This window comes from Pseudomonas tumuqii (assembly GCF_013184545.1).
In the GTDB taxonomy this organism is placed as follows: domain Bacteria; phylum Pseudomonadota; class Gammaproteobacteria; order Pseudomonadales; family Pseudomonadaceae; genus Aquipseudomonas; species Aquipseudomonas tumuqii.
In genome coordinates this window covers 26,993-52,854 of record NZ_JAAOJA010000002.1, presented here as the reverse complement: position 1 = coordinate 52,854, position 25,862 = coordinate 26,993, and the positions used below count along the sequence as shown (strand labels likewise).

Here is a 25,862-nt window from a genome sequence, read left to right as displayed (position 1 = left end):
ATAGGCGCAGGATTTTCTTCAGGCGATTTCTCCCAGAGGAATTTTGGCCGCAGCGGGAAGGCGTCGGCGACGCATCAACCGGTAGGCCGCCGGCAACACGAACAGCGACAGCAGCGGCGCGCTGAGCATGCCGCCGACCATGGGCGCGGCGATGCGGCTCATCACTTCGCTGCCGCTGCCGCCACCGAGCAGAATCGGCAACAGGCCGGCGATGATCACCGCCACGGTCATGGCCTTGGGCCGCACCCGCTGCACCGCGCCCTCGCGGATCGCCTCGAGCAGCGCCTGTTCGCTGCTGTCGCCGGCTTCCTCGCGTTCGGCCCAGGCGTTCTTCAGGTAGAGCAGCATGATCACGCCGAACTCCGCCGCCACCCCGGCCAGGGCGATGAAACCGACCCCGGTGGCCACCGACAGGTGATAGCCGAGCAGGTAGAGGAACCAGACCCCGCCGGTCAGGGCGAACGGCAGCGTGGCCATGATCAGCAGCGCCTCGCTGAAGCGGCCGAAGCACAGGTAGAGCAGGACGAAGATGATCAGCAGGGTGGCCGGCACCACCAGCTTGAGCCGCGCGTTGGCCCGTTCGAGAAACTCGAATTGCCCCGAATAGCTCAGGCTGATGCCCGGTTGCAGGGTGACCTGCGCGTCGATGGCGGCGCGCAGATCGGCCACCACCGAGGCCAGGTCGCGGCCACGCACATCCACATAGACCCAGCCCGAGGGCCGCGCATTCTCGCTCTTGAGCATCGGCGGGCCGTCGCTGACCCTGATTCGTGCCACCGTGCCCAGGGTGATCTGGCTGCCCTGGGGGGTGTAGATCGGCAACTGTTCGAGCCCGCCCAGCGAGTCGCGCCATTCGCGCGGGTAACGCACGCTGATGGGGAAGCGCGCCAGGCCTTCGATGGTCTCGCCGACATTCTCGCCGCCGATGGCGCTGGAGACGATCGACTGCACGTCGGCGATGTTCAGGCCGTAACGCGCCGCCGCCGCCCGGTCGATATCGACATCGATATAGCGCCCGCCGGTCAGTCGCTCGGCCAACGCCGAACTCACCCCGGGAATACCTTTGGCGACCTTCTCGATGGCCTGGGTGGCGGCATCGATCTGCGCCAGGTCGCTGCCGGCGACCTTGACCCCGATCGGGCTCTTGATCCCGGTGGCGAGCATGTCGATGCGGTTGCGGATCGGCGGAATCCAGATATTGGTCAGCCCGGGCACCTGCACCACCCGGTCCAGTTCCTCCACCAATTTTTCAGCGGTCATGCCGGCGCGCCACTGCTCGCGCGGCTTGAACTGGATGGTGGTCTCGAACATCTCCAGCGGCGCCGGGTCGGTGGCGGTTTCGGCGCGGCCGGCCTTGCCGAATACATGGGCGACTTCCGGCACGGTCTTGATCATGCGGTCGGTCTGCTGCAGCAACTGCGCGGCCTTCTGCGCCGACAATCCGGGCAGGGCCGAGGGCATATAGAGCAGATCGCCCTCGTCCAGCGGCGGCAGGAACTCGCCGCCCAGTTGCGACAACGGCCACAGGGTGCTGAGAAACACCAGCAGCGCCAGCGCCAGGGTGGTCTTCGGTCGACGCAGCACGGCGTCGAGTGCCGGCTGGTAGACACTGATCAGCCAGCGGTTCAGCGGGTTGCGCGCCTCATCGGGAATCCGCCCGCGAATCCAGTAGCCCATCAGCACCGGCACCAGGGTCACCGACAGCCCCGCGGCCGCGGCCATGGCATAGGTCTTGGTGAAGGCCAGCGGGCCGAACAGCCGGCCTTCCTGGGCCTGCAGGGTGAACACCGGAATGAACGACAGGGTGATGATCAGCAGGCAGAAGAACAGCGCCGGGCCGACTTCCACCGCCGCGTCGGTAATCACCCGCCAGTGGTGGTCGCCCTTGAGCTCTTCGCCGGGATGCGCCTCGCGCCAGGCCTCGATCTTCTTGTGCGCGTTCTCGATCATCACCACCGCGGCGTCGACCATGGCGCCGATGGCGATGGCGATGCCGCCGAGGGACATGATGTTGGCGTTGATGCCCTGCTGCTGCATGACGATAAAGGCGATCAGCACCCCGACCGGCAAGGACACGATGGCCACCAGCGAGGAGCGCAGGTGCCAGAGAAAGGCCGCGCAGACCAGCGCGACGACGATGAATTCCTCCACCAGCTTCTCGCCCAGATTGCGTACCGCGCGGTCGATCAACTGGCTGCGGTCGTAGGTGGTGACGATCTCCACCCCCTCGGGCAGGCTGCTTTTCAGCGTCTCGAGCTTGGCCTTGACCGCGTCTATGGTGCTGCGCGCGTTCTTGCCGCTGCGCAGGATCACCACGCCGCCGACCACTTCGCCCTCGCCGTCCAGTTCGGCGATGCCGCGGCGCATCTCCGGCCCCAGCTGGATATGCGCGACCTCGCCGAGGGTCACCGGCACGCCGCCGGCATCCAGGCGCAGCGGGATGGCGCGAAAGTCGTTGAGGGTCTGCAGATAGCCCGAGGCGCGCACCATGAACTCGGTTTCCGCCAGTTCCAGCACCGCGCCGCCGGTTTCCTGGTTGGCCCGGCCGATGGCGTCCGTCACCTCGGCCTGGGTGATGCCCAGGCTGGCCAGCTTGATCGGGTCGAGCTGCACCTGGTACTGCTTGACCATGCCGCCGATGGTCGCCACCTCGGCGACGTTGGCCAGGGTCTTCAGCTCGAATTTGAGAAACCAGTCCTGCAGCGCGCGCAGCTGCGCCAGGTCATGCGTGCCCGTGCGGTCGACCAGGGCGTACTGGTAGATCCAGCCGACCCCGGTGGCGTCCGGCCCCAGCGACGGTTTGGCACTGGCCGGCAAGCGGCTCTGGATCTGGCTGAGGTATTCCAGTACCCGCGAACGCGCCCAGTAGAGGTCGGTGTCGTCCTCGAACAGCACATAGACGAAGCTGTCGCCGAAGAACGAGTAGCCGCGCACCGTCTTCGCCCCCGGCACCGAGAGCATGGTGGTGGCCAGCGGATAGGTCACCTGGTTCTCGACGATCTGCGGCGCCTGGCCCGGATAGGGCGTGCGGATGATCACCTGCACGTCGGACAGGTCCGGCAGCGCATCGATCGGCGTGTTCTGCAGCGACCAGACGCCCCAGGCGGTGGCGAACAGGGTCGCCAGCACCACCAGGAAACGGTTGGCCACCGACCAGCGGATCAGCGCGGCGATCATGGCTGCGCCTCCTGATGGCCGTCATGGCTGCTACTTTCCTGGGGCACGGGCGCCAGGCGCTCGATGCGCTCGATCTGCATACCGTCGTCGTCGGCGCGCACCCCGACCCGCACCCGGTCGCCGGGTTTCAAACCCTCCAGCAGCGCCAGATCGGCGACCGGGAAGAGCATGCTCATGCCCGGCATGCCCAGGGTCTTGAACGGGCCGTGGGTGAGCATCACGCCGTCTGCTTCGATGGCGTCGATCTGTCCCTCGGCCTCATGCAGTGCCGGCTGCAGCTTGACCTCCGCCGCTGGCGCGCCGAGACCCTGGGCCATGATGCCGCGCAGGCTGGCCTCGGAATCGAGCAGGAACTGGCCGGAGGCGACCACCTGCTGGCCCTCCTCCAGCCCCTCGAGAATCTGGGTATTGCCCGCCGCCTCCTGGCCCAGGCGGACTTCCACCGGGCGGTAGCGCCCCTCGCCCTCGGCGAGCATCACCAGGGCGCGGCGACCGCTGCGGATCACCGCCTCGCTCGGTACGAACAACGCATCGCGTTCGGCCGGACGAACCAGCCGCACCTGAGCGGTCAGGCCCGGACGCAGGCGGCCATCGGGATTGTCCAGCGCGACCCGCACGCGCAGGGTGCGGCTGTCGAGGTTGGCCTGGGGCAGAATCGCCTCGATGCTGCCGCTGAGCACTTCGCCGGGAAACGCCGGCAACCGTGCCTCGACCACCTGGCCTTGATGCAGGCCCAGGGCTTCGGCCTCGGGTACCGCCACATCCAGCCAGACGCTGCGCAAGCCGTTGATGGTGGCCAGGGTGTCACCCGCCATCAGGTTCATGCCTTCGCGTACATCGAGTTGCTGCAGCACGCCGGCAATCGGGCTGGTCACCGTCCACAGCGCCTGGACCTTGCCGCTGCGCTCGAACCGGGCGATCAGCGCCGCCGGCATCCCGGCCAGGCGCAGGCGTTGGCGCGCCGCCGCCAGCAGCGCGGGGTCGCCGGCCTCGCGCAGGGCCAGATAGTCCTCCTGGGCGCTGACCCATTCGGGCACCAGCAGGTCGGCCAGAGGCGCGCCGGCCTCGAGTAGATCCTCGGGGGCGCGGGCATAGACCCGCTCGACGAAACCGCCCGTACGCGCCTGCACCACGGCGATATCGCGGCTGTTGAAGGTCAGGTTGCCGACCGCTTCCAGGCTGTTGGCCAGCGCCCCGCGGGTCACCGGGGCCAGGCGCATGCCGAGGTTCTGGGTGATGCTCGCATCGATGCTGACGGCGGCGCTGTCGCCAGCCTCGTCGGCATAGCGCGGCACCAGCTGCATGTCCATAAACGGCGACTTGCCCGGCTGGTCGAACTTCTGCTGCGGCGCCATGGGGTCGTACCAATACAGCACCTTGCGCTCATCTGCCGTGCTGGCCGGCGTTTGCCCGTGAGCGGCCTCAGGCCCGAGGCTCAGCGATTGCTGCGCGAACCAGTAGCCGCCCGCCGCGCCAATACCCAGCACCAGCGTGGCCAACAGCGTATTTTTTACTAGTCGAGCACTCATTGGCTCACCTCTTCATAAGCGAAATGCAGGCGGGCGCTGGTCAGCGCGCGCGCTTGTTCGAAGTCGATGTGTTTCAGGCGCGCCTCGACCAGCTCGCGCCGGGCGACGATCACGCTGGCCAACTCGCCAACACCAGCGCGATAGCCGGCCAGGGTCAGCGCGACCTTTTCCTCGGCCAGCGGCAGCAGGCTGTCCTGGCTGCGGCGCAGCGCGCGGTCGAGGCGCTGGTACTCGGCCAGGTCATCGGCCAACTGCTGCGCATGCTCGCGCTCGGCGGCTTCGCGTTCGGCCTCCAGCTGGCTCAACGTGGCCTGCTTGGCGGCGATTCTGGGGTTCTGCCGCGAACCCGGGAACAGCGGCAGATCGAAGCTGAATTGCACGCTCATCATGTCGCCGAACTCTTCACCGCGCTTCTGGTAGGCGAGTTCCCAGCTCCAGTCGGATTTCTTCTCCGCCACGGCCTGGCGAATCTCGGCTTGCGCTTCATCGGTCATGGGGTCGAATAGCGCCAGTTCGGGATGGCGTTGCAGGTTGTGCCGATAATGCTCGGCATCCACCGGCCAGTTCGGCAGGCGACCGGCCAGGGGCTCATCGGCGCGCGGGCCGATCCAGCGACGCAGGGCCGCGCGTTGTTGCGTCCTGCTTTGCTGCAATTGGTCTTCCTGCTCGGCCAGCAGCGCCGCTTCCTGCCTGGGCCCGACGCTGTCGGCTGGCTGGCCGCGGCCACCGGCCAGACGCGCGCGCACCGCTTTGACCAGCAGATCGTTTTCGGCGTAGAGGGTCTGGAACAGCGCCAGTTTCTCCTCGACGGCGCGGGCCGAGATCCAGGCCAGCGCGGTTTGCCGTCGAACCTTGAGCAGTTCGACTCGCTGTTCCAGCGTCGCCCGCTCGACCCCGGCCTGGGCCACGTCGATCCGGGCACGGCGCTTGGCGCGGTTGGGTACTTCCTGCATGAGCCCAACCATCTGCATGGTCATCGGCTCGCGATCCAGGCGCCCACGGTCTGCGCCCTCGATAGGCACGTTCTGCAGGCCCAGCAGCAACTTGGGATCGGGCAGTGCGCCGGCGGGAATGGCCGAACTGCGCAGCGCCTCGACTTGCGCGGCTTGCGCCGCCAGCGAGGGCGCCTCGCGTTCGGCCTGGCGCAAGGCTTCGTCGAGGGTCAGCGCCGCGACCGGCAGGCTGAGCAAGGCAGCGGCCAGCACGCCGGCAGCCAGACGTGCGCAACGGCAGAGAAATTTGGACATGCAGGTGATTCCTGTCGATATCGCGCGCTATGGGCGCGCAACGGCCACCGCGCCGCCAGGGCTACACGATGGGGTTCGCAACGGGACAGGAATCAGGCGCGGGGTGGGCGCCAGGGGGCAAGCGAGGGTCGGGACAGGGGTTCGGCTTGGCTATACAGGGAGGCGTTGGCGGCGGCCGGCAGCAGCTTGAGTTTCAATCGATAGCCATCGGCCAAGGGCAGGCCGGCGCTGGGGCATTTGCTCATATCCGGGCACAACTGACTGCCGGCGGGCATCACCCCCTCGTCACAGCAGTCGCTCGGTTGGGCAGCCTCCTGGCTCATCGGACAGGGTTCGCCGACCAGCAGCGAACCCGCCAGGCTCTGCAAGGGCAGGACCAGGGCCAGGAGCAACACCAGACAGAGACGACGGAAAGCGTTCATGCCGGGAGTCTAGTCCGGCACCGGGCAAGGGACAATTGATAAGGATCAATTAGCCGGACTGTTGAGCCGGATCAGGTTGCCAATAGTCGCCACCGCACCGCCCTAGCGAACCGCCGATGGCCGGCGCATGGCTAGATTGTGCCGCGGGCCTATACTTTCTGATCCGACAACCCAGGGGGCGGGCGAATCGCAGTACTGAGCATTTTTTCACTACCTCTGAGCCGCCTCCACTACCGCAAGAGGAGCAGACCATGACCATCCGCATTGGCGACGAAGCCCCCGACTTCAGCGCCGAAACCACCGAAGGCCCCCTGCACTTCCATGAGTGGATAGGCGACAGCTGGGCCATCCTGTTCTCCCATCCCAAGGACTTCACCCCGGTGTGCACCACCGAACTGGGCTACATGGCCAGGCTCAAACCCGAATTCGACAAACGCAACACCAAGATCGTCGGTCTCAGCATCGACCCGGTCAGCGACCACCAGGCCTGGCTCGGCGACATCGAGGAAACCCAGGGCCATGCGGTCAACTATCCGATGATCGGCGACCCCGATCTCAAGGTGGCCAAGCTCTACGACATGATCCACCCCAATGCCAGCGGCGGCCCGCGCACCGCGGTGGACAATGCCACGGTGCGCTCGGTGTTCATCGTCGGCCCGGACAAGAAGGTCAAGGCCATGCTGATCTACCCCATGAGCGCCGGACGCAACTTCGACGAGGTGCTGCGCCTGCTCGATTCGCTGCAGCTCAACGCCAAGCACACCGTGGCCACCCCGGTGAACTGGCAACCGGGCGACGACGTGATCATTCCCACCTCGGTGTCTGACGAAGAGGCCAAACGCAAGTACCCGCAGGGCTTCAAGACCCTCAAGCCCTACCTGCGCGTGGTGGCGCAACCCAAGTAACGGTGACTGGCATGGTGGAACACCCGTTGGAGTTTTCCACTCCTGGCAGACGCAGCCAGGCACAAAACGTAGGAGCCAGTAACCGTAGGATGGTGCGGGCCGCGTAGGATGAGCGCAGCGATACCCATGCTGTGGCGTTGAGCGCAGCGATACCCATCGGGCGGTTTATGCCTGTACCCGCTAGCAGGGCGAATATCGATGATGGGTTATGGCGCCTTTGTTCTGCTGACAGCAGGTCAATTTGCGGGCGCCTAACCTACGCGGCCCGACCTAGGCGGCCCCACCTACGCGGCCCGACCCATCCTACGGTCTTGATCCTTGAGTGCCCCAGTTTGCTGCGCGACAGCGCTCCGACGCAGACGGCGAGCGAACGCCTACCGGCACCGGCACACCCCGCAGATAAACCCAGCCGTCGCCAAGCGCTGTTACAACTGTCCACTTGCTCGCCGTGACCGGCAGTCATAGCATGACCGCCAGTCACAACCAGGCAGTTCACGCCCATGCGCCTTCAAGATCGACTCTTCCTGCAGCGCGAAAGCGCCCTTCTCGACGCCGCGCGCCTGCTGTTTCGCCAGCAGCCCTGGGACCGGGTGACCATTGCCGAGGTGGCGACCCAGGCTGGCATCGGCAAGGGCACGGTGTACAAGCACTTCCCCAGCAAGGAGGCGCTGTTTGCCCGCCTGACGCTGGACATGAGCCGGGCGAATCTCGACGAACTGCGCGCCCTGCATACCGCGCAGCCGCCGCACCTGGCGATGCGCCAGGTGATCCGCCGCGCCTTCGAGCAGATGCTCGCCGACCCGATCCTGACGCAACTGTGCCAGCACTGCGACCGCCCGGCCTTTCAGGAGCGCCTGGAGGCGCCCTACCGCGAGCAGTTCCTGCAGCTGGAACGCGACTACGTCGCCTTCTTCGGCCAGCTGCTGCACGACACCCTCGGCGAGCCGGCCCTCTGCCCCGCCGACTGCCAGTACCTGCTGTGGGGCGTGGAGGCCTGCGTCAACGGGGTGATGGCGCGCATCGCCGCCGGCGGCTTCGAGCACTGGGCCGAACCCATCGCCCTGAGCGACTACTTCGACCGCGTCACCGATTTCATCATCGCCGGCCTGCGTGGCCAGGCCGCCAGCCTTTGCGCCCCTCCCGCCAGCCACGAGTAACCACTCATGTTCAGTCAAGTGTCCAAACGTCCGTGGTTGATCGCCGTCGCCATCAGCGTCCTGCTGCTGCTCTGGTTGCTCAGTGGCTCGCTGTTCAAGGCGCAGAACGTCGCCAGCGCCGATCAACCCGCCACGCAGCAGGGGCTGGCGAAAGTCGAGATCCAGTGGCTGGAGGCCCAGCCGATGCAGCGCCAGCACGTGGTCCAGGGCCAGGTCGAGGCCTGGCGCCGGGTCGAGTTGCGCGCGCAGATCAGCGCCAGCGTGCTGCGCCTGGACCGGGACAAGGGCCAGCCGGTCGAACAGGGCGAGTTGCTCCTCAGCCTGTCGCCGGACGACCGCACCGCCCAGGTGGCGCGCAGCGAAGCCGAGGTGCGCCAGCGCGAGACCGACGTCAGCTCGGCCAAACGCCTGCGCGAACGCAATCTGTTTTCCGCCAACGAACTGCTGCGCCTGGACAGCGAGCTGGCCAAGGCCCGCGCCGAACTGGCAACCGCCCGCCTGCAACTGCGCAATACCCGCATCGAGGCGCCCTTCGCCGGGGTCTACGACGCACGCCAGGTCGAGTTGGGCGACTTCGTCCAGGCTGGGCAGAGCCTGCTGACCCTGGTCGACATCCGCCAGCTCAAGGTCAGTGCGCAGATCGCCCAGCAGGAAGTGATCCAGCTGACCCTTGGCCAGCCGGTCCGCGTGCAGTTGCTCGACGGCCGCGAGCTTGCCGGTGAGCTGCACTTCATCGCCGCCGCCGCCGACCCCGACTCGCGCAGCTTCCGCATCGAGGTGCGGGTCGACAACCCCGAGCTGCTGCGCCTGGCCGGTGCCAGCGCCACCCTGCACATCCAGACCGGCGAGGCCATGGCCCATCACCTCTCGCCGGCGCTGCTCAGCCTCGATGCAGCCGGTCGCCACGGGGTGAAGTGGGTCAATGAGCAGCAACGGGTCGAGTTCACCCCGGTGGCGCTGATCAGCGTCGACAATCAGGGCGCCTGGGTCAGTGGCCTGCCGCCGCGGGTCGCGCTGATCACCCTCGGCCAGGGTTTTGTCGAGCCTGGCCAGCAGGTGCTCAGCCAACTCGCCAAAGAGGGCAGCTGAAATGCACGCCCTGATCGCCGCGGCGCTGGACCGCAGCCGCACTAGCCTGCTGCTGCTGGCCTTTCTGCTGATCGGCGGCCTGGCCGCCTATATGGCCATCCCCAAGGAAGCCAACCCGGACGTCAGCATCCCGATCATCTATGTCTCGGTGGCCCTGGAAGGCATCAGCCCGGAAGATGCCGAACGCCTGCTGGTGCGCCCGCTGGAACAGGAACTGCGCAGCCTCGAAGCGGTCAAGGAAATGCGCTCGATGGCCAACGAAGGCCAGGCCTCGGTGACCCTGGAGTTCGATGCCGGCTTCGACGCCAAGGCGGCCCTGGTCGACGTGCGCGAAAAGGTCGATACCGCCCGCAGCAAACTGCCGGAGGAAGCCGATGAACCGACGGTCACCGAAGTCAACGTGGCGCTGTTTCCGGTGCTGTCGATCGGCCTGTCCGGGCCGATCGCCGAAGCGCAGCTGGTGTATGTCGCCCGTCAGCTGAAGGAAAACATCGAAGGCATCGCCGAGGTGCTCTCGGTGGAGATCGGCGGCGACCGCGAAGACCTGCTGGAAATCGTCGTCGACCCCCAGGTACTCGACAGCTATGGCATCGACTACACCGAGCTGTTCAACCTGGTCAGCCGCAACAACCGCCTGGTTGCCGCCGGCAGCCTGGACACCGGCGCCGGGCGCATGAGCCTGAAGGTGCCCGGGGTCATCGAGAACCTGGAAGACGTGCTGGCCATGCCGATCAAGGTGGTCGGCGGCAGCGTGGTGACCTTCGGCGACGTCGCCAGCATCCAGCGCACCTTCAAGGACCCGACCGGTTTCGCCCGGATCAACGGTCAGCCAGCCATTGTCCTGGAAGTGGCCAAGCGCAGTGGCGCCAACATCATCGCCACCATCGAGCAGGTCAAGGCACTGATGGTCCAGGCCCAGCCGTTGCTGCCCGAAGGCCTGCAGGTCAGCTACATCATGGATCAGTCGCAGGAAGTCGAGAGCCTGCTCGGCGACCTGCTCAACAACGTGATGACCGCCATCGTCCTGGTGCTGATCCTGGTGGTGGCGAGCATGGGCCTGCGCTCGGCGCTGCTGGTCGGCCTGACCATTCCCGGCGCCTTCCTGACCGGCATCCTGCTGATCTGGATGCTCGGCTTCACCCTCAACATAGTCGTGCTGTTCAGCCTGATCCTGGTCGCCGGCATGCTGGTGGATGGCGCCATCGTGGTCTCCGAGCTGGCCGACCGTTACCTGCACCAGGGCCAGAACCCGCGCCAGGCCTGGGCCAATGCGGCAACGCGCATGGCCTGGCCGGTGATCGCCTCCACCGCCACCACCCTGGTGGTATTCCTGCCGCTGCTGTTCTGGCCCGGGGTGGTCGGCCAGTTCATGAAATACCTGCCGGCCACGGTGATCGTCTGCCTGCTCGCCTCCCTGGCCATGGCCCTGGTGTTCCTACCGGTACTGGGCGCAGTCACCGGCGGCCGCCCGCAGCCGCTGCCGAGCACGCCCAGCCGTGGCGCCCAGGCCTACCGCAAACTGCTCGACCAACTGCTGCGCCGGCCGGGCCTGACCCTGCTCGGCATACTCGCGCTGGTTGCCCTGATCTATGTCGGTTACGGCCGCTACAACCATGGGGTGGAGTTCTTTCCCGAGGTCGAACCGGAAAATGCGCAGATCTGGCTGCGCGCCCGCGGCGACCTGTCGGTGCAGGAAAAGGATGCCCTGCTGCAACAGGTCGAACGCCGTCTGCTCGGCATGTCCGAAGTCAAGGCGCTGTACGCCCGCTCCCTGGCCCAGCCGGACGGCCAGCTCGGAGTCGACGTGATCGGCACCCTGCAGTTCCAGTTCGTCGATTGGCATGAGCGGCGTCCAGCCCGACAGATTCTTGCCGACATGCGCGAGCGCAGTGCCGACATTCCCGGCGTGGTCCTCGAGTTCCGCGAGCAGGACCAAGGCCCCAGCGGTGGCAAGCCGGTCAAGCTGCAGATCAGTGCCCTCGACCCGCTCAAGGCCGATCGATTCGTCGAGCAGCTGCGCGCCAGCATGCTCAGCATCGGCGGCTTCAAGGACGTCGAGGATGACCGCGCCCTGCCCGGCATCGAGTGGCGGATCCAGGTCGACCGCGAGGCCGCCGCGCGCTTCGGCGCCGACGTGCTGAGCGTCGGCAACGCCGTGCAGATGGTCACCAATGGCCTGAAACTGGCGACCTACCGGCCGGAAGACGCCACCGACGAGGTCGATATCCGCGTGCGCCTGCCCGGCAACTGGCGCTCGCTCGACCAGCTCGGCCGCCTGACCCTGAACACGCCCAGCGGCCAGGTGCCGCTGGGCAACTTCGTCAAGCTGGTACCGGCGCCCAAGGTCGGCACCCTGCACCGGGTCGACGGCAGCCGCACCATCACCCTGCAGGCCGATCTGGCCGAGGGCGCGCGCCTGGACGAGCGCCTGCAAGCGCTGCGCGCAACCATCGGCGAGCTGCCGGCGGACATCCAGCTGACCTTCGCCGGCGAGGATGCCGACCAGCGCGAGGCCGCAGTCTTCCTGGCCACCGCCTTCGGCGTGGCGATCTTCCTCATGGCCCTGATCCTGGTGACCCAGTTCAACAGCATCTACCAGGCCCTGCTGGTGCTCTCGGCCATCGTCCTGTCCACCGCCGGGGTGCTGATGGGCCTGCTGGTCAACGGCCAGTCGTTCGGCATCGTCATGGTCGGCATGGGCCTGATCGCCCTGGCCGGCATCGTGGTGAACAACAACATCATCCTCATCGACACCTACAACCAGCTGCGCCGCCAGGGCCTGGAGCCACGCGCGGCGGCGCTGGAAACCGGCAGCCTGCGGCTGCGCCCGGTGCTGCTGACCGCGGTGACCACGGTGCTCGGCCTGGTGCCCATGGTGCTGAGCGTCAACGTCGACCTGCTGGCCCCGAGCCTGGGCGTGGGCGCGCCCTCGACCCAGTGGTGGACCCAGTTGTCCAGCGCGATCGCCGGCGGCCTGAGCTTCGCCACCGTACTGACCCTGTTGCTGACCCCCTGCCTGCTGGTGCTAGGCTCGCGTTTCGAACGCCGCCCGCCGCCGCTGGAAAGCTTCGACGACGACCTGCTCGACCTGCCGGAACATCTGCTCGCGCCGCTGCCCGGCAACGCCCGCGCCAGCAGCACACAGGACATTTGAGGAGCCACTGATGGACATCCGCGACATCCCCTTCGGCACCACTGACTGGAGTCAGATCGAGCGCAGCGAACATGCCGGCGCCAGCGGCACGGCCTACTGGCGCACCCAGCTGTTCGGCACGCTGCGCGTGCGCATGGTCGACTACACCCCGGGCTACCTGGCCGACCACTGGTGCCACAAGGGCCATATCCTGCTGTGCCTGGAAGGCGAGCTGCACACCGAACTGGCAGACGGCCGGCGCTTCGTCATGACCCCGGGCATGAGCTACCAGGTCGCCGACCAGGCCGAAGCGCACCGTTCATCGACGACCACCGGTGCACGGCTGTTCATCGTCGACTGAAGGCGCGCCCAGCTATGCCTCCGTAGGGTGCGCCGGGCGCACCGCAGGCAAGGGCGCTTGGTGCGCACGGCGCACCCTACCCGGCCCGACGGGCGTTTAGGGAAATTTTAGGGATTGCGTAGGGTCTATTTCGCAATGCGCCGCTGCGCCGCGCCCTAGCATGGAGCTCCTCAACACCACCCAGAGGAGCACCCCGATGAGTCCCGTTTCGCGTCGCTGGATCTATGTCGCCATCGTCTATTTCTGCCTGGCCGTCAGCCTGGGGGTGTTCATGGGCACCAGCGGCGATCACCGCCTGATGAGCGTGCATGCCCATCTGAACCTGCTCGGCTGGGTCACCCTGACCCTGGTCGGGATCATCTACCACTACTTTCCCAAGGCCGCCGCCAGCCGCTTGGCCAGCCTGCAGTTCTGGCTGCACAATCTGTGCCTGCCGGTAATGATGGTGGCACTGACCCTGGTGATCACCGGCACGCCGCAGGCCGGCCCGGTGCTCGGCGGCGCCGCGATGGTGATGCTGCTGGCGGTGCTGCTGTTCGCCGGCAACGTGCTCTGGCGCCGCGCCTGATCAGCGCGCGGCGATCTGCTGCAGCAGCACCGGGCGCTTGAGCAGCAGGCGCAGGCGTCCGCGTCCGCACTTCTGCAGAACGATGTCGCGGCTGCGCTCGGCCAGCCGGCGCTGCAGGAGAATCAGCCGCGCTTCGAGGTTGTCGTCGAGCTCCGGCAGCTTCAGCGCCGGGTCGATGCGCAGTTCACGGTTGCTGAATTCGCTGCGCTGCTCCTCGACGTGCAGGCTCAGCAGGCGCCAGAAGATCGCGCCAGCCACGCCCTTGATCAGGTAGTCCTCGCCGAGGAACACACTGCTGTTGGCCGGGTAGTAGCGCACCGTCAGCGGCGCTCCCGGCAAGGGTGCCGCGAGCGGCAGCGCGGCACCCTCCTCGGCCGGGCCATCGACCACCTGCTGCAGCGCCAGGATCGAGGCGCCGAGCAGGCTGGCCAGGCTCATCAGACCGTCTTCCTGGTCATAGCCGAAACGGTGCGGCTCGGCGCTTTCCACATGCAGCACGCCGAGCAGGCGTCCGGCCGCGAGGATCGGCACCGACAGCTGGCTATGCGGTTCGGCCAAACCGGGAAAGGCGATCTCGGTCTCCAGCCGGTTGCCTAGCCCGGCCTCGGCCAGGTGCTCGTGAATGACCCGGCTGTAGGCGTATTCCGAGGCCATGTGGGCGATGCGAATCGGCGTGCGGAACTGCGCCGCCACGCCGATGATGCCGCGTCCCAGGGGAAACTCCGAGCCGACCCCCGACAGCGGGTAGCCGTGGCTGGCCACGGTGTAGAGCTTCTGACCCTGGCTGTCGAGTAGCAGGATCATGGCCTGCGGCATCTCGAGCTGGCTGGCCAAGCCTTCCAGGCACTGCTCCAGCAGGCTGGCCAGATCGCTGCAGCCGGCCAGACGCTGGCTCAACTGGCGCAAGCGGGCGATGTGGCAGGGCGGGCACTGCGCTGGCGGCACCTCGACACCAGGCACATGCTCGACATCCAGTACCTGATAGACATCCGCGCCTCGCAGGCGGAACACCTCGCTCATCCCCGCATTCGAGGCGATTCCGGCGAGCTTGGCCTTCATGCTCTCGAACAGCGGCCCGGCGGTTTCCGTGCGCCGGTAGAGCAGCGCCAGGCGGTAGCGCGCGCTGGTCTGCGGATGCAGGAGGAACACCGTGACCTGCGGATTGGCCAGGATGTTCTCGCGAGTCTTGTTGAAGAACTGGAAGGACAGCGCGACATGGCTGGCGTCCACGTAGTGCACCTGGGAGACCAGGGTGACGTTGGGTGTGCCGTCCGCCCCGCAGGTGGCGATCGCCGCCGGCACCGCGCCCTCCAGGCAGGGGCGGATGGCGTCCAGACTCCGGCCGGCGGTCATCATCCCTGCTCCAGGCGCGAGCCGGCATTGGGTCCGGGGGTCTGCTCGAATAGGTCGCTGAGGGTGAAACACAGCGCCCGCAACTGCTCCTGCTGGAACTCGTGGGTGGCGCGCGCGAAGGGCAAGGCGTAGCCCAGGGGCAGCAAATCCTCGGCAAACGCATCACGATGACGCGCCGCCAGTTCGGCATCGCCCGGCGCCAGCGCTACCTGGTGGGCGTCGCGGCCCTTGAGCTGCAGGGTGCGGTGACTGCTGGGCAGGCAAAAGACCACGGCCAGTGCCTTGCTCACCTCAACGTCCCGCAATAGCTGGCCAGCCTGCGCGGCGTCGACCAGCAGCGTAATCTGACGCCGATCCGTCGCCACCCGGCAACCCACCACCTTGCTCACCGAGGGCACCCGGCGCACGTCGCGCGAGGCCGCACTGATGGATACGCCGCTCTCGATAAAGCGGACCTGCTCGTCGTTCAGGGTGGTGGCGGTCATGTTGTTCAACCCACGCTGACAAGAAAATAATCCTGGCGCCTCGTTGCCTGCCTGAAAAGCCGCAGTCCACAGGCCGCCGGGGCAGATCGTCGATAGCACGTCCCGGCTTGCATCCGTATATGGACTGAGGATTGCCGCAACGGCGGATTACGGCAAGCCGGTTATTACACCATCTGCAGAGACTGTTTGCCCGGCGGCGCCGGGTAGGCGGCATCGATCAGCGCCAGGTCTGCGGCGCTCAATTGCAAGCCCGCCGCGGCGGCATTCAGGCGCAGATGCGCGGAGTCGACCGCCTTGGGAATGGCGATCACCCCAGGCTGGCGCAACAGCCAGGCCAGGGCGACCTGCGCCGGGGTTACGGCGTGTCGTTCGGCCACCTCGCGCAGCGCCGGGTTGCGCAACAATTGCCCGCCCTGGCCGAGCGGGCAGTAGGCCATCAGCGGCATGCCCCGGCCCTGCTGCCAGGGCAGCAGGGCAAACTCGACACCCCGCGCCTCGGGGTTGTACAGCACCTGATTGATGGCGCAGCCCGCGGCGCCCAGGTCGTGCAATTCCTGCAAGTCGGCCAGATCGAAGTTGGACACACCCCAGCGGCCGATCTTGCCCTGTTCGCGCAGACGCTCGAAGGCCTCGACGGTTTCCGCCAGCGGGTACTGGCCGCGCCAGTGCAACAGATAGAGGTCGATCCGCTCGGTTCTCAGCCTTTTCAGGCTGCGCGCGCAGGCCGCCGCCACACCCTGGCGGCTGGCATTGTGCGGATAGACCTTGCTGACCAGGAATACCTGCTCGCGCAGGCCCGCCATCGCCTCGCCCACCACCAGTTCGGCGCCGCCTTCGCCGTACATCTCGGCCGTGTCGATCAGGCCCAGGCCCAGCTCGATGCCCTGGCGCAGCGCCGCCACTTCCGCGCGCCGCTGGCTGGCCACCTCGCCCATGCGCCAGGTGCCCTGGCCGATCAGCGGCACCGACACACCGGCCAGTTCAAGCGTACCCATCGTCTCGCTCCTCGTTCAATCCGCTCGCCAGGGATCATAGCTGCCGAACGTCCACAGATGCCCTTCCAGATCGCGACAGCTGAAGCCGCGGCCACCGTAGTCCTCGTCCTTGAGCTCGATGAGGATCTCGGCGCCCGCGGCCTTGGCCCTGGCGTACAGCCCATCGGCATCCTCGACCACCAGATAGAGGCTCTGGGTGCAGCCACCGACTTGGTCCGGCTGACGCATCAGCCGGCCATAGGCCGACTCGCTCAGCGAGCCGAGCATCAGCATACCAGTGCCGCAGCTGAGCTGGGCGTGGGCGATGCCGCCCTGCTCGTCGGGCACCAGCAAGTGCCGCTCGAAACCGAAGGTCTCGCACAACCAGTCGATGGCCGCTGGCGCATCGCGATAGCGCAGGCAAGGAATCAGGTTGCTACGCGACCTGCTGCTCACAGCGGACATGACCACCTCCTCAATCGGCGACCTGTTCGTAGCCGCCTCCGCGCCATTGCATCAGGCAGAAACCATGGCCGAACGGATCGCTCATGCGGGCCAGACGGCCCCATATATAGTCGTCGACCTCGCCTTCGCGGCGCGCCCCGGCCGCCTGCGCCCGTGCCACGGCGGCCTCCAGGTCCTCGACCAGCAGATCCAGGTGCAGTGGCGTCCAGTGCCGCTGGTAACTGCGCACCTGTTCGCCGTCGGCAAAGGCGACACTGCCGGCTGGTTTGGCCAATAAGTAAACAGCCAGCGGCGGGCCCTCCAGCTCGACCACAGTGCCGCCGAACAGGTACCGGCTCACCCGCCAGTCGAAGGCCCGGGTATAGAAGTCCACGCCAGCCGGCAGATCCGGCACATCGATATTCAGCAGCAGTTGCATGTCCACCTCCCGCCGAAGACCGAAAGCTATGCCGCGCCGTTGCGCGCAGAACTCAACAGCAGCAACAGCGACACCGGCTGTTCGCTCTCCGGGTGCAGCGGCTCCTGCAGCCATTGCAGGCGCCAGTCGGTTTGCTTGAGCAGGCTCAGCCAGGACTCCAGGGTGCGAAAGAACCAGGGCATCGGCCGCGCAAAGCCCGCGCCGAAGCCGGCGAAGGTTTCCACCCGCCAACCATCGCGGTAGCCCGCATCGTTGCAAGCGCGCCAGGGGTGCAGGGTCTGGATCAACAAACGACCGTCCGCCGCCAACACCTCATGCAGCGCATTCAGGGTCGGCGCCAGCGGCTCTTCGAGCAGGGCGAAGTTGCACACCAGCACATCGAAGCGACCCAATGCGCCGGCCTCACGTGCCAGCTCGGCATAGCCGCAGACCCGGTAGCGGGCGCGCGGCTCGTCAGCGGCCCGTGCCACCTCGATCAACGGCGCCGAGGCGTCCACCCCCACTGCCTCGATGCCCCGCGCGGCCAGACCACGACACAGCCAGCCCTCGCCGCAACCGACATCCAGCACTCGCGCAGGCGCCAGCGCCAGCACCGCCTGCAGGATCGCCGCATCGGTGACCAGCCGCCGGCTTTCGATGCGCTGCTCGCGCACCGCGGCGGTCCAGGCATCGGCATTGGCCTGCCAACTGAGAGCAAGCTGCTCGCGATGATCGTGCTGCATAAGTCACCCGCTGCAAGTTCGACGACAGAACCGATTGTAGTGCCTGCACACCGCCCTGGCCGGCCCATGGGACCGCGCCGCGCGGCGAGTAGTCGTCGGCTCAGCCGCACAAGCGGCTCGCCGTTGGGGGAATAAGGCACTATTGGAATATTTTTTGACTTTGCAAATAGCAACAGCGTCTAACTCAACAAGCAGTGACTAAGCTGTTGTGAAAGGGCTACTTGAGGTCGGACCAAGCAATTATGGGCGTACTATGGAAATCCGACGCGCCAGAGAAGGCGCTTCCGACGAACGACAAACCGGCCTTCTACCTGAAGCCGGTAAAACACGCGAGCAAGCTGCGCATCGCCGTCTGGCTGCTGCTGGCATTGCTGGTAGTGGCGGCGGCGCTGCTGGTCGTTTTCGAGATACGTACCGCGCATTTCCAGGCCCACTACCTCAGCCGCTACAGCAATAGCCTGAGCTACCGCGTGCAGCCCGGCCCCAGCCCGGCGATCGTCTACCCACAGGACGGCCCCTTCGATAAACGCCTGGGGTACGTCTACCTGCCGCTGATGCTGGAGCGCCTGCAGCAGCGCGACTTCCAGATTACCCAACAGGCACAGTTCTCCCCGGCGTTGCTCGACTACACGCAGCGCGGCTTTTTTACCCCCTATCCGGAAAAAATCCAGACCGGCCTGAGCATCAGCGACTGCCGCGGTACGCCCTTCTACGAGTTTCGCTACCCGCAGCAGCGCTACCCGAGCTTCAGCGCCATCCCGCCGCTGGTGGTCGGCAGCCTGCTGTTCATCGAGAACCGCCACCTGCTCGACCCCGAACAGCCCCTGGCCAACCCAGCGGTGGACTGGCCGCGCTTCGCCATGGCGGCCATCTCGCAGGTCGGCAAGGTGCTCGACGTGCAGGATCAATCCGCAGGCGGCAGCACCCTGGCCACCCAATTGGAGAAATACCGCCACTCGCCGGACGGCCTGACCCACTCGGCCAAGGAAAAACTGCGGCAGATGGTCTCGGCCAGTGTGCGCGCCTACCAAAGCGGCGCACAAACCCAGGCGGTGCGGGAAAACGTCGTGCGCGACTACCTCAACAGCGTGCCGCTCTCCGCCGCGCCCGGCCACGGCGAAGTGCATGGCCTGGCCGACGGCTTGCGCATCTGGTTCGGTGCCGACTTCGCCAAGGTCAATCGCCTGCTCGACCCCGAACGCTCGCCCGAGGCGAGCAATGCCGAACGCGGCCTGGCCCTGCGCCAGGTGCTGGCCATGATGATCGCCCAGCGCCGGCCCTCGTATTACCTGGCCCAGGGCCGGAATGAACTGGCCGCACTGGTCGACAGCCATATCCGTTTGCTGGCGGGTGGCGGCCTGATCGATCCGGCATTACGCGATGCGGCCCTGGCCCAGCCGTTGCGCTACCGCGACTGGGTGCTGGAACCGAACCTGCAAACGGTGGACGGCAACAAGGGCATCAGCGTGGCCCGCACGCGCCTCTCCAACCTGCTCAACATGCCGCTGTATGACCTCGACCGTCTGGATCTCTCCGCCAGCACCACCCTCAACAACGAACTACAACAGGCGGTCAGCGGCTACCTGGAGCAACTCGCCGACCCTGCCTTTGCCGAGCAGATCGGCCTGTTCGGTGAGCGCTTGCTGTCTGCCGAAAAAACCGCCGAAGTGCGCTACAGCTTCACCCTGTTCGAACGCACGGCCAATGGCAGCCGGGTGCGCGTGCAGACCGACAACACCGACCAGCCCTTCGACATCAACGAAGGCAGCAAGCTGGAACTCGGCTCCACCGCCAAACTGCGGGTGCTGGCCACCTACCTGGAAGTCATCGCCGAATTGCACCAGCGCCATGCCGGACAAAGCGCTACCGAGCTGCGCGCCGTGGAGGTTGCCGAGCAGGACTATCTGACCCGCTGGGCCATCGACTACCTGAGCCGCGACCCCGGCGCCAGCTTGCCGGCCATGCTCGAGGCCGCGCTGGAACGCAAGTATTCCGCCAGCCCGTACGAACGCTTCTTCACCGGTGGCGGCCTGCACACCTTCGCCAACTTCCGCCGCGAAGACAACGGCCGCATCCCGACCCTGCGCGATGCCCTGCGCGAATCGATCAACCTGCCGTTCATCCGCCTGATGCGCGACCTGGTGCGCTACAGCACCTACCAGGCGCCGGGCAACAGCGCCGAATTGATGAAGGACGACAAGGATCCGCGGCGCCAGGCCTACCTCAGCCGCTTCGCCGACCGCGAAGGCACGACCTTCCTCCTGCGTTTCTGGCGCAAATACCAGGGCCAGCCAGCGCAACAACGCCTCGACACTTTCCTCGGCGGTCTGCGCCACACCTCGGTACGCCTCGCCGCCGTGCACCGCTACCTGATGCCGGAAGTCGACGAGGCGACCTTCGCCGCCTTCCTGCACGCCCATGTACCGGGCGAGAAACTCAGCGACAAGCGTATCCGTGAGCTGTACCTGAACTACGGCCCTGGTGCCTACAGCCTGCCCGACCAGGGCTATATCGCCCGCGTCCACCCGCTGGAACTGTGGCTGCTCGGTTACCTGCTGGAAAAACCCGAGGCCAGCTTCAGCGACGCCGTGGCCGCCAGCCGCGACCAGCGCCAGGAAGTCTACGGCTGGCTGTTCCGCAGCCGGCACAAGAGCGCCCGCGACAGCCGTATCCGCATCATGCTGGAGGTCGAAGCCTTCCTCGACATCCACCGCCGCTGGCAGAAACACGGTTACCCCTTCGAGTACCTGGTGCCGTCGCTGGCCACCGCCATCGGCAGTTCCGGCGACCGCCCGGCGGCGCTGGCGGAACTGATGGGCATCATCCAGAACGACGGCATCCGCCAACCCACGGTGCGCATCGACAACCTGCACTTCGCCGCCGACACGCCCTATGACACCCAGGTCGCGCGCAACACCCTGGACGGCAAGCGGGTGATGCCCAGCGAAGTGGCCGCCGCCCTGCGTGGCGCGCTCTCGCAAGTGGTCGAAGGTGGCACCGCACGGCGCCTGCAGGGCAGCTTCAGCCTGCCCGACGGCCGCCTGCTGACCCTCGGCGGCAAGACCGGCACCGGCGACAACCGGGTCGAAACCGTTGGCCGGGGCGGCCAGGTGCTCAGTTCACGGGCGATGAACCGCACCGCCACCTTCGTCTTCTTCATCGGCCCGCGCCATTACGGCACCCTCACCGCCTTCGTGCCCGGGCGCGCCGCGGAGAAATTCACCTTCACCTCGGCCTTGCCGGTGCAGGTGCTCAAAGGCATGGCGCCGATCCTCGCGCCCTACCTGGAGCCGGGCAGCTACAGCCAATGCGCCCCCCCGCTGGCACCTGTGCAGGCCAGCTGGAAGTAGGTAGCGGGCGTAGATGCGCTGTTCATCTGCAAGGGCTGCAAAACCCACCCCCGGATTGCATCCGGGTTTGCAAAAAGCATCGCGGGCATGGCCCGCTCCTACGATTTCTACGTCCTGCGGGGCTTGCGCATCAACACAGGATCTACGGATCCGATCCACGCTCCGCATGGGAGTCGATAATCGCGGCCATGGAACTGGGCGTCCCCGCCGCTCCTACAGGAGGCGTGCGTCCTGTCGCGCTGGTCAGGCCTTCTTCTGCAGGCGGACATACAGCGCCTCGACCTTCTCCCGCGCCCAGGGAGTCTTGCGCAGGAAAGTCAGGCTGGACTTGATGCTCGGATCGCTCTTGAAGCAGCGGATATCGATGCGCGCCGCCAGGCCATCCCAGCCCAGCTTGGCCACCAGGTCGTTGAGGATGGCTTCCAGGGTGACGCCATGCAGCGGGTCTTTCGGCGATTGAGTCATGCGGAACCTGTGTCGACAGCGGGGCGAGGCGCACCGGCGGACAGGCTCGAGGCACGCGAAGGGACATATTCTGACCTGACTCCCCGGCCAGCTCCAGCGCAAAAGCGCCGCTTGGCTCGCTGGGTCTCGGCCAACCTCAGCGCGCGTCGATGATGAACGGCAGCTCGCGGTGGTGTTCAAGGTCGAACTGACGGCGGGCGGTATGGTTGAGACGGCGGCCATAGACGTGAAACGACAGGCTGGTGCGCGGCGTTTCATTGATCACGCTATGGATGCTGCCGCTGGGCATGGCCAGCGGCCGGAGCAATCACCGATTGTCTGGTACGTAACCAGGAAGGCCTGCCGCCCCAGGGAGGGCGGCAGGCCTTCTCGTTACTCAAGCGGCGTGGTTCAGTTGACCGAAGGCTGCAACGCCTCGGCGCTGCTGCGCAAGCTGGCAGCGGGGTCGCCAAGCAGCGTGCGATGCAGGGCAATCCCCATCAACACCAGGATCACGCCGATCGGCAAGGCCGCGCAGATAGTCGCCGTCTGCACACTCTTCAACCCGCCGGTCCACAACAGGGCGGCAGCGATGGCACCGACCATCAGGCCCCAGGCCACTCGACTGGCGGTCGGCGGATGGAGGCTGCCACGGGCGGCCAAGGTGCTGATCACCAGGGTGCCGGAGTCCGCCGAGGTCACGAAATACGTCACGATCAGCAACGAGGCCAGCGCGCTGAGCAGGTTGCCGATGGCGAGCCCCGAGGACTGCTCGATCTTGTCGAACAGGGTGAACAGCGAGTTGGTGGCATCGGCCTTGGTCGCCAGCAGGATGGCGCCGCCGGTGAACTCGGCCGCCTCGCCTTGCAAGCCCTGGCTCTGCACCTGTTCCTGATGGCTGACCCGGTCGGCCTTCTCATAGTTCAGCGCGGCGCCACCGAAGGTGCCGATCCAGACGAAGCTGAACAACACCGGGATGATCAGCGAGCCCATCACCAACTGGCGAATGGTGCGGCCACGGGAAATACGCGCGATGAAGGTGCCGACGAAGGGCGACCAGGTCAGCCACCAGGCCCAGTAGAAGGCGGTCCACCAGTTCTGCCAGCCGGCGTCCTGCTGAGTGTCGCTCCACAGGCTCATGCCGATCACGCTTTGCGCATAGCCGGAGGTACCTTCGAGGATGGTGTTGAGGATGTAACGGGTCGGGCCGAACGCCATGACCGCGGCCAGGATTAGCAGCGACAACGCCATGTTCCACAACGACAGCAGCTTGATCCCGCGATCCACCCCGGATACCACCGACATGATGGCGATCAGGGAAATGCCCAGAATCAGCAGCATCTTCAAGCCGATACCCAGTTCGAAACCGGTCAGCATCTTGATCCCGGTACTCATCTGCTCGACACCCAGACCGAAGGAGGTGGCGATGCCGAAGGCGGTCACCACCACGATCAGGATGTCGAAAAAGGCGCCCAGCCAGCCCTGCATGCGCGCCTCGCCGAACAGCGGGGTCAGGGTCGAACGGATGCTCAGCGGCTTGCCCTTGCGAAAGGAGAAATAGGCCAGGCACAGGGCGGGCATCAGGTACAACGCCCAAGCGTGCATGCCCCAGTGGAAGAAGGTCACGCGCATCGCCGTCTCGGCCGACTCGGCGCTCAGCGTGGTGGCGCTGAACGGGTTGCCGGCGTAGTGCCACATCGGCTCGGCCACCGACCAGAACAGCAGGCCGATACCCATGCCGGCACTGAACAACATGGACAGCCAGGAGATAGTGCTGAACTCGGGCTGCTCGCCATCGCGGCCGAGGGTGATATTGCCGAAGCGGCTGACCATCAAATACAGCAGATAGACCAGCACACCCGAGGCCATGACCAGATAGAACCATTTGAAGTTCAGCAGTATGGCGGTGGAAAGTTCAGAAAAGACCACACCCGCCTGGTCGCCCAATAGCGCACAAAAGGCCACGAACGAGGCGATCAATACAGTCGATACGATGGTTATCCGCGCATCGACGCCGCGCCATAACCCAGCCGAATTACTCATGTCATGTTCTCCACTGTTATTGTTATGTCTGTATGCACGCAGGGCTCAGCGATGAGCCGTTCAACGGTGTCGTTTTTCCTCCCACAGCGATTTTCACGCTGCAATGATTGGCTGGATGGGCACTTTTGACACATCATTTTTACCGCGCTGATTGGTGAGTTTTTATCATCAATAGAAACGACTGGACGTCAGCAATCCCGGGGCTTTGCCCGCATTCATAAACCGCAAAAACACGGCCGAATCGACAGCGCCACGGTCGAACTGCGCAGACGCGGGCAACTCGTTTGAAAGGCCTGACCAGGCCACTATTTCTTCGCGGCCGACTATAGAGTCACGCAATAACCGCCAACCATCCTCAGGGCGTCATGCGCAGGCTCATCTGCGCCATAGCGTCAGTCCAACCAATCGCGTTGTCGGGGAAACGTCGATAACGCCTGACAGCCATCGGCAGTGATCAATGCATGCTGCTCCAGCTTGATGCAGGTGCTCGCCATTGTGGAACTCGTAGAGGATCACTGGCCCGCCGGCGAACACCAGGGCGTAACGGGCGAAGTTGTGCAGGGTCCACACCTGCATGTTCGAGGTATCGGTGGCATAGCGGATTAGGGGTCGCCGGGTATTGGTTTTTATTGTCGAACATGAGCGGGCTTCCTGTTGATGATGACGGGTCAGAGCCGCGTGGCGCTTGTGCTTCCCAGCGAGACTGGTTCGGGCATCGCGGATGCCGTGCCCGGTTGCGCTTGCGCCACGGGTTCGATCACTGCCGCCAGAGTCGAACTGGCCAGGCCGTTGGGCGTGGCCTGGTGATGCAGTGGTGCATCCACCTGCAAGTGCTCGCCGGTGACCTTGCCCTGACCGACAGCCAGGGCCAACACTGCGGCGCAGACGGCGAAAAAGCCGTACAGGCTCGAGGCGCCGAACTGCTCCATCAGCGCACCGGCCAGCAGCGGGCCGATGCAGGCGCCGATGCCGAATGCCACCAGCAACAGGCCGGCCAGCGACACCCGCAGCTCGGCCTCGATATTGTCGTTGGCCAGAGCCACGCCCAGCGGATACAGGCAGAACTGCAGGAAGCCGATGCCGGCGCCGAACAGCAGCAAGGGGCCGAACGACAAGTCCTGGTAGAACGCCAACGGCAGGCAGGCGAGGACCAACAGCACGGCCACGCCGCGGATCAGGCTGGCTCGTGGCAGACGGTCGGACAGCCAGCCCAGCGGCAACTGGGCGAGCAGGCCGGCGGCGATGGCCAACGCCATGAACTGGCCGATCTCGACCGTACCCAGGCCCTGCTGACTGGCGTAGATCGAGGCCAGCCCATAGAAGCCGCCGTTGATCATGCCCGAGATCAGAATGGTCACCAGCGACTGCGGCACCCGCCGCAGGAACAGGCGGATATCGATAGGTGCCGGGCGCAGCGCGGCCGGGTGCATGCTGCCGGTCAGCGCCACCGGCACCAGGCACAGGGCGAAGGCCATGGCCACACCGAGCAAGGCGTGGATACCCAGGTCGCCGTTGAGGCTCAGGGCCAGCTGGCCGAGCATCATGCCGACATAGACCGCGACCATGTAGATGCCCAGCACCTTGCCCCGTTGGTCGCTCTGGGCGCGGTCGTTGAGCCAGCTTTCCAGCACCATCAACTGGCACATCATGGCCACACCGACCAGCGCACGCAGCAGCAGCCAGAGCGGCAAGGCACTGCTGAATTCGTGGGCCAGTACCGCGGCGGAAATCACCCCGGCGCAGGCGACATAGGTGCGGATATGGCCGACCCGGTCGATCAGCACATGGCCGACCTTGCCGCCGGCCACCATGCCCAGGGCGTTGGCCGCCATCAGCGCGCCGCCCCAGAACTCGGCGACGCCGTCCGCCGTCAGGCGCAACGCCAGGTAGGTCATCAGCAGGGTCGAGCCGAGCTGCATCAGCAGGCTGGCCAGGTACAGGGCGCCGAAGGTCCGGGTCAGTCCCAACATGCTTGGCTCCTTGGCCAGAATGAACAAAGCCGCCGCTCCCGAACAGGGAA

General features: G+C 66.2%; 21 protein-coding genes. 7 read left to right on the top strand and 14 right to left on the bottom strand.

The window, feature by feature from the left end; genetic code table 11:
* Positions 1–18 precede the first annotated feature (18 nt).
* The 4 genes from G9C89_RS04110 to G9C89_RS04095 form a co-directional block, all read right to left on the bottom strand.
* Positions 19–3,177, bottom strand: coding sequence for an efflux RND transporter permease subunit (locus G9C89_RS04110; protein WP_172145038.1), 3,159 nt, complete (start codon positions 3,175–3,177; stop codon positions 19–21).
* A complete protein-coding gene (locus G9C89_RS04105) occupies positions 3,174–4,706 on the bottom strand; it encodes an efflux RND transporter periplasmic adaptor subunit (RefSeq protein WP_172145035.1) in 1,533 nt (510 codons plus the stop codon). Before G9C89_RS04105 ends, G9C89_RS04110 begins: the two co-directional genes overlap by 4 nt.
* Positions 4,703–5,953 (bottom strand): TolC family protein, encoded by a 1,251-nt coding sequence (locus G9C89_RS04100; RefSeq protein WP_172145032.1) that lies wholly within the window; start codon positions 5,951–5,953, stop codon positions 4,703–4,705. Before G9C89_RS04100 ends, G9C89_RS04105 begins: the two co-directional genes overlap by 4 nt.
* Positions 5,954–6,045: 92 nt before the next feature.
* Positions 6,046–6,375: a hypothetical protein gene (locus tag G9C89_RS04095; RefSeq protein ID WP_172145029.1), complete on the bottom strand. Its 330-nt coding sequence runs from the start codon at positions 6,373–6,375 to the stop codon at positions 6,046–6,048.
* 251 nt (positions 6,376–6,626) lie between these two features.
* Here G9C89_RS04095 and G9C89_RS04090 point away from each other — a divergent pair, with 251 nt between their 5' ends.
* The 6 genes from G9C89_RS04090 (at position 6,627) to G9C89_RS04065 (ending at position 13,588) form a co-directional block, all read left to right on the top strand.
* The gene (locus G9C89_RS04090; RefSeq protein WP_172145026.1) at positions 6,627–7,280 is read left to right on the top strand and encodes a peroxiredoxin; all 654 of its coding nucleotides are present in this window, start codon (positions 6,627–6,629) and stop codon (positions 7,278–7,280) included.
* A 500-nt stretch (positions 7,281–7,780) separates the two neighbouring features.
* On the top strand, positions 7,781–8,437 hold the full coding sequence (locus tag G9C89_RS04085; protein WP_172145023.1) for a TetR/AcrR family transcriptional regulator: 657 nt from the start codon (positions 7,781–7,783) through the stop codon (positions 8,435–8,437).
* A gap of 6 nt (positions 8,438–8,443) precedes the next feature.
* Positions 8,444–9,526, top strand: coding sequence for an efflux RND transporter periplasmic adaptor subunit (locus G9C89_RS04080; protein ID WP_172145020.1), 1,083 nt, complete (start codon positions 8,444–8,446; stop codon positions 9,524–9,526).
* A gap of 1 nt (position 9,527) precedes the next feature.
* Positions 9,528–12,680, top strand: a complete 3,153-nt coding sequence (locus G9C89_RS04075) for an efflux RND transporter permease subunit (RefSeq protein ID WP_172145017.1) — start codon at positions 9,528–9,530, stop codon at positions 12,678–12,680.
* A gap of 10 nt (positions 12,681–12,690) precedes the next feature.
* Positions 12,691–13,020, top strand: a complete 330-nt coding sequence (locus tag G9C89_RS04070) for a DHCW motif cupin fold protein (protein WP_172145014.1) — start codon at positions 12,691–12,693, stop codon at positions 13,018–13,020.
* A 196-nt stretch (positions 13,021–13,216) separates the two neighbouring features.
* A complete protein-coding gene (locus G9C89_RS04065; protein ID WP_172145011.1) occupies positions 13,217–13,588 on the top strand; it encodes a hypothetical protein in 372 nt (123 codons plus the stop codon).
* Here G9C89_RS04065 and G9C89_RS04060 read toward each other — a convergent pair whose 3' ends face one another.
* From G9C89_RS04060 to G9C89_RS04035, 6 genes are all read right to left on the bottom strand, one after another.
* Positions 13,589–14,941 carry a GAF domain-containing protein gene (locus tag G9C89_RS04060; protein WP_172145008.1) on the bottom strand — a complete coding sequence of 451 codons (1,353 nt, stop codon included), beginning with the start codon at positions 14,939–14,941 and terminating at the stop codon, positions 13,589–13,591.
* Positions 14,941–15,426, bottom strand: coding sequence for a hypothetical protein (locus G9C89_RS04055; RefSeq protein WP_172145005.1), 486 nt, complete (start codon positions 15,424–15,426; stop codon positions 14,941–14,943). Before G9C89_RS04055 ends, G9C89_RS04060 begins: the two co-directional genes overlap by 1 nt.
* A gap of 164 nt (positions 15,427–15,590) precedes the next feature.
* The gene (locus G9C89_RS04050) at positions 15,591–16,421 is read right to left on the bottom strand and encodes an aldo/keto reductase (RefSeq protein ID WP_172145002.1); all 831 of its coding nucleotides are present in this window, start codon (positions 16,419–16,421) and stop codon (positions 15,591–15,593) included.
* Between the two features lie 15 nt (positions 16,422–16,436).
* The gene (locus G9C89_RS04045; RefSeq protein ID WP_172144999.1) at positions 16,437–16,865 is read right to left on the bottom strand and encodes a VOC family protein; all 429 of its coding nucleotides are present in this window, start codon (positions 16,863–16,865) and stop codon (positions 16,437–16,439) included.
* A 10-nt stretch (positions 16,866–16,875) separates the two neighbouring features.
* A complete protein-coding gene (locus tag G9C89_RS04040) occupies positions 16,876–17,283 on the bottom strand; it encodes a VOC family protein (protein WP_172144996.1) in 408 nt (135 codons plus the stop codon).
* A gap of 26 nt (positions 17,284–17,309) precedes the next feature.
* On the bottom strand, positions 17,310–18,005 hold the full coding sequence (locus G9C89_RS04035; protein WP_172144993.1) for a class I SAM-dependent methyltransferase: 696 nt from the start codon (positions 18,003–18,005) through the stop codon (positions 17,310–17,312).
* 242 nt (positions 18,006–18,247) lie between these two features.
* Between G9C89_RS04035 and G9C89_RS04030 the strand changes: the two genes are divergently transcribed.
* A complete protein-coding gene (locus tag G9C89_RS04030; RefSeq protein ID WP_172144990.1) occupies positions 18,248–21,355 on the top strand; it encodes a transglycosylase domain-containing protein in 3,108 nt (1,035 codons plus the stop codon).
* 243 nt (positions 21,356–21,598) lie between these two features.
* Here G9C89_RS04030 and G9C89_RS04025 read toward each other — a convergent pair whose 3' ends face one another.
* The 4 genes from G9C89_RS04025 to G9C89_RS04010 all read right to left on the bottom strand — a co-directional run bounded on the left by G9C89_RS04025 (position 21,599) and on the right by G9C89_RS04010 (position 25,812).
* On the bottom strand, positions 21,599–21,820 hold the full coding sequence (locus G9C89_RS04025; RefSeq protein WP_172144987.1) for a VF530 family protein: 222 nt from the start codon (positions 21,818–21,820) through the stop codon (positions 21,599–21,601).
* A gap of 136 nt (positions 21,821–21,956) precedes the next feature.
* Positions 21,957–22,109 (bottom strand): hypothetical protein, encoded by a 153-nt coding sequence (locus G9C89_RS04020; RefSeq protein ID WP_172144984.1) that lies wholly within the window; start codon positions 22,107–22,109, stop codon positions 21,957–21,959.
* 101 nt (positions 22,110–22,210) lie between these two features.
* Positions 22,211–23,842 carry a BCCT family transporter gene (locus G9C89_RS04015; RefSeq protein WP_172144981.1) on the bottom strand — a complete coding sequence of 544 codons (1,632 nt, stop codon included), beginning with the start codon at positions 23,840–23,842 and terminating at the stop codon, positions 22,211–22,213.
* A gap of 668 nt (positions 23,843–24,510) precedes the next feature.
* Positions 24,511–25,812 (bottom strand): MFS transporter, encoded by a 1,302-nt coding sequence (locus G9C89_RS04010; protein WP_172144978.1) that lies wholly within the window; start codon positions 25,810–25,812, stop codon positions 24,511–24,513.
* Between the last annotated feature and the right edge of the window lie 50 nt (positions 25,813–25,862).

Excerpts from the sequence above, each read along its gene's own strand:
- G9C89_RS04110 (WP_172145038.1), bottom strand. The coding sequence starts at position 3,177 with ATGATCGCCGCGCTGATCCGCTGGTCGGTGGCCAACCGTTTCCTGGTG.
- G9C89_RS04105 (WP_172145035.1), bottom strand. The coding sequence starts at position 4,706 with ATGAGTGCTCGACTAGTAAAAAATACGCTGTTGGCCACGCTGGTGCTG.
- G9C89_RS04100 (WP_172145032.1), bottom strand. The coding sequence starts at position 5,953 with ATGTCCAAATTTCTCTGCCGTTGCGCACGTCTGGCTGCCGGCGTGCTG.
- G9C89_RS04095 (WP_172145029.1), bottom strand. The coding sequence starts at position 6,375 with ATGAACGCTTTCCGTCGTCTCTGTCTGGTGTTGCTCCTGGCCCTGGTC.
- G9C89_RS04090 (WP_172145026.1), top strand. The coding sequence starts at position 6,627 with ATGACCATCCGCATTGGCGACGAAGCCCCCGACTTCAGCGCCGAAACC.
- G9C89_RS04085 (WP_172145023.1), top strand. The coding sequence starts at position 7,781 with ATGCGCCTTCAAGATCGACTCTTCCTGCAGCGCGAAAGCGCCCTTCTC.
- G9C89_RS04080 (WP_172145020.1), top strand. The coding sequence starts at position 8,444 with ATGTTCAGTCAAGTGTCCAAACGTCCGTGGTTGATCGCCGTCGCCATC.
- G9C89_RS04075 (WP_172145017.1), top strand. The coding sequence starts at position 9,528 with ATGCACGCCCTGATCGCCGCGGCGCTGGACCGCAGCCGCACTAGCCTG.
- G9C89_RS04070 (WP_172145014.1), top strand. The coding sequence starts at position 12,691 with ATGGACATCCGCGACATCCCCTTCGGCACCACTGACTGGAGTCAGATC.
- G9C89_RS04065 (WP_172145011.1), top strand. The coding sequence starts at position 13,217 with ATGAGTCCCGTTTCGCGTCGCTGGATCTATGTCGCCATCGTCTATTTC.
- G9C89_RS04060 (WP_172145008.1), bottom strand. The coding sequence starts at position 14,941 with ATGACCGCCGGCCGGAGTCTGGACGCCATCCGCCCCTGCCTGGAGGGC.
- G9C89_RS04055 (WP_172145005.1), bottom strand. The coding sequence starts at position 15,426 with ATGACCGCCACCACCCTGAACGACGAGCAGGTCCGCTTTATCGAGAGC.
- G9C89_RS04050 (WP_172145002.1), bottom strand. The coding sequence starts at position 16,421 with ATGGGTACGCTTGAACTGGCCGGTGTGTCGGTGCCGCTGATCGGCCAG.
- G9C89_RS04045 (WP_172144999.1), bottom strand. The coding sequence starts at position 16,865 with ATGTCCGCTGTGAGCAGCAGGTCGCGTAGCAACCTGATTCCTTGCCTG.
- G9C89_RS04040 (WP_172144996.1), bottom strand. The coding sequence starts at position 17,283 with ATGCAACTGCTGCTGAATATCGATGTGCCGGATCTGCCGGCTGGCGTG.
- G9C89_RS04035 (WP_172144993.1), bottom strand. The coding sequence starts at position 18,005 with ATGCAGCACGATCATCGCGAGCAGCTTGCTCTCAGTTGGCAGGCCAAT.
- G9C89_RS04030 (WP_172144990.1), top strand. The coding sequence starts at position 18,248 with ATGGGCGTACTATGGAAATCCGACGCGCCAGAGAAGGCGCTTCCGACG.
- G9C89_RS04025 (WP_172144987.1), bottom strand. The coding sequence starts at position 21,820 with ATGACTCAATCGCCGAAAGACCCGCTGCATGGCGTCACCCTGGAAGCC.
- G9C89_RS04020 (WP_172144984.1), bottom strand. The coding sequence starts at position 22,109 with ATGCCCAGCGGCAGCATCCATAGCGTGATCAATGAAACGCCGCGCACC.
- G9C89_RS04015 (WP_172144981.1), bottom strand. The coding sequence starts at position 23,842 with ATGAGTAATTCGGCTGGGTTATGGCGCGGCGTCGATGCGCGGATAACC.
- G9C89_RS04010 (WP_172144978.1), bottom strand. The coding sequence starts at position 25,812 with ATGTTGGGACTGACCCGGACCTTCGGCGCCCTGTACCTGGCCAGCCTG.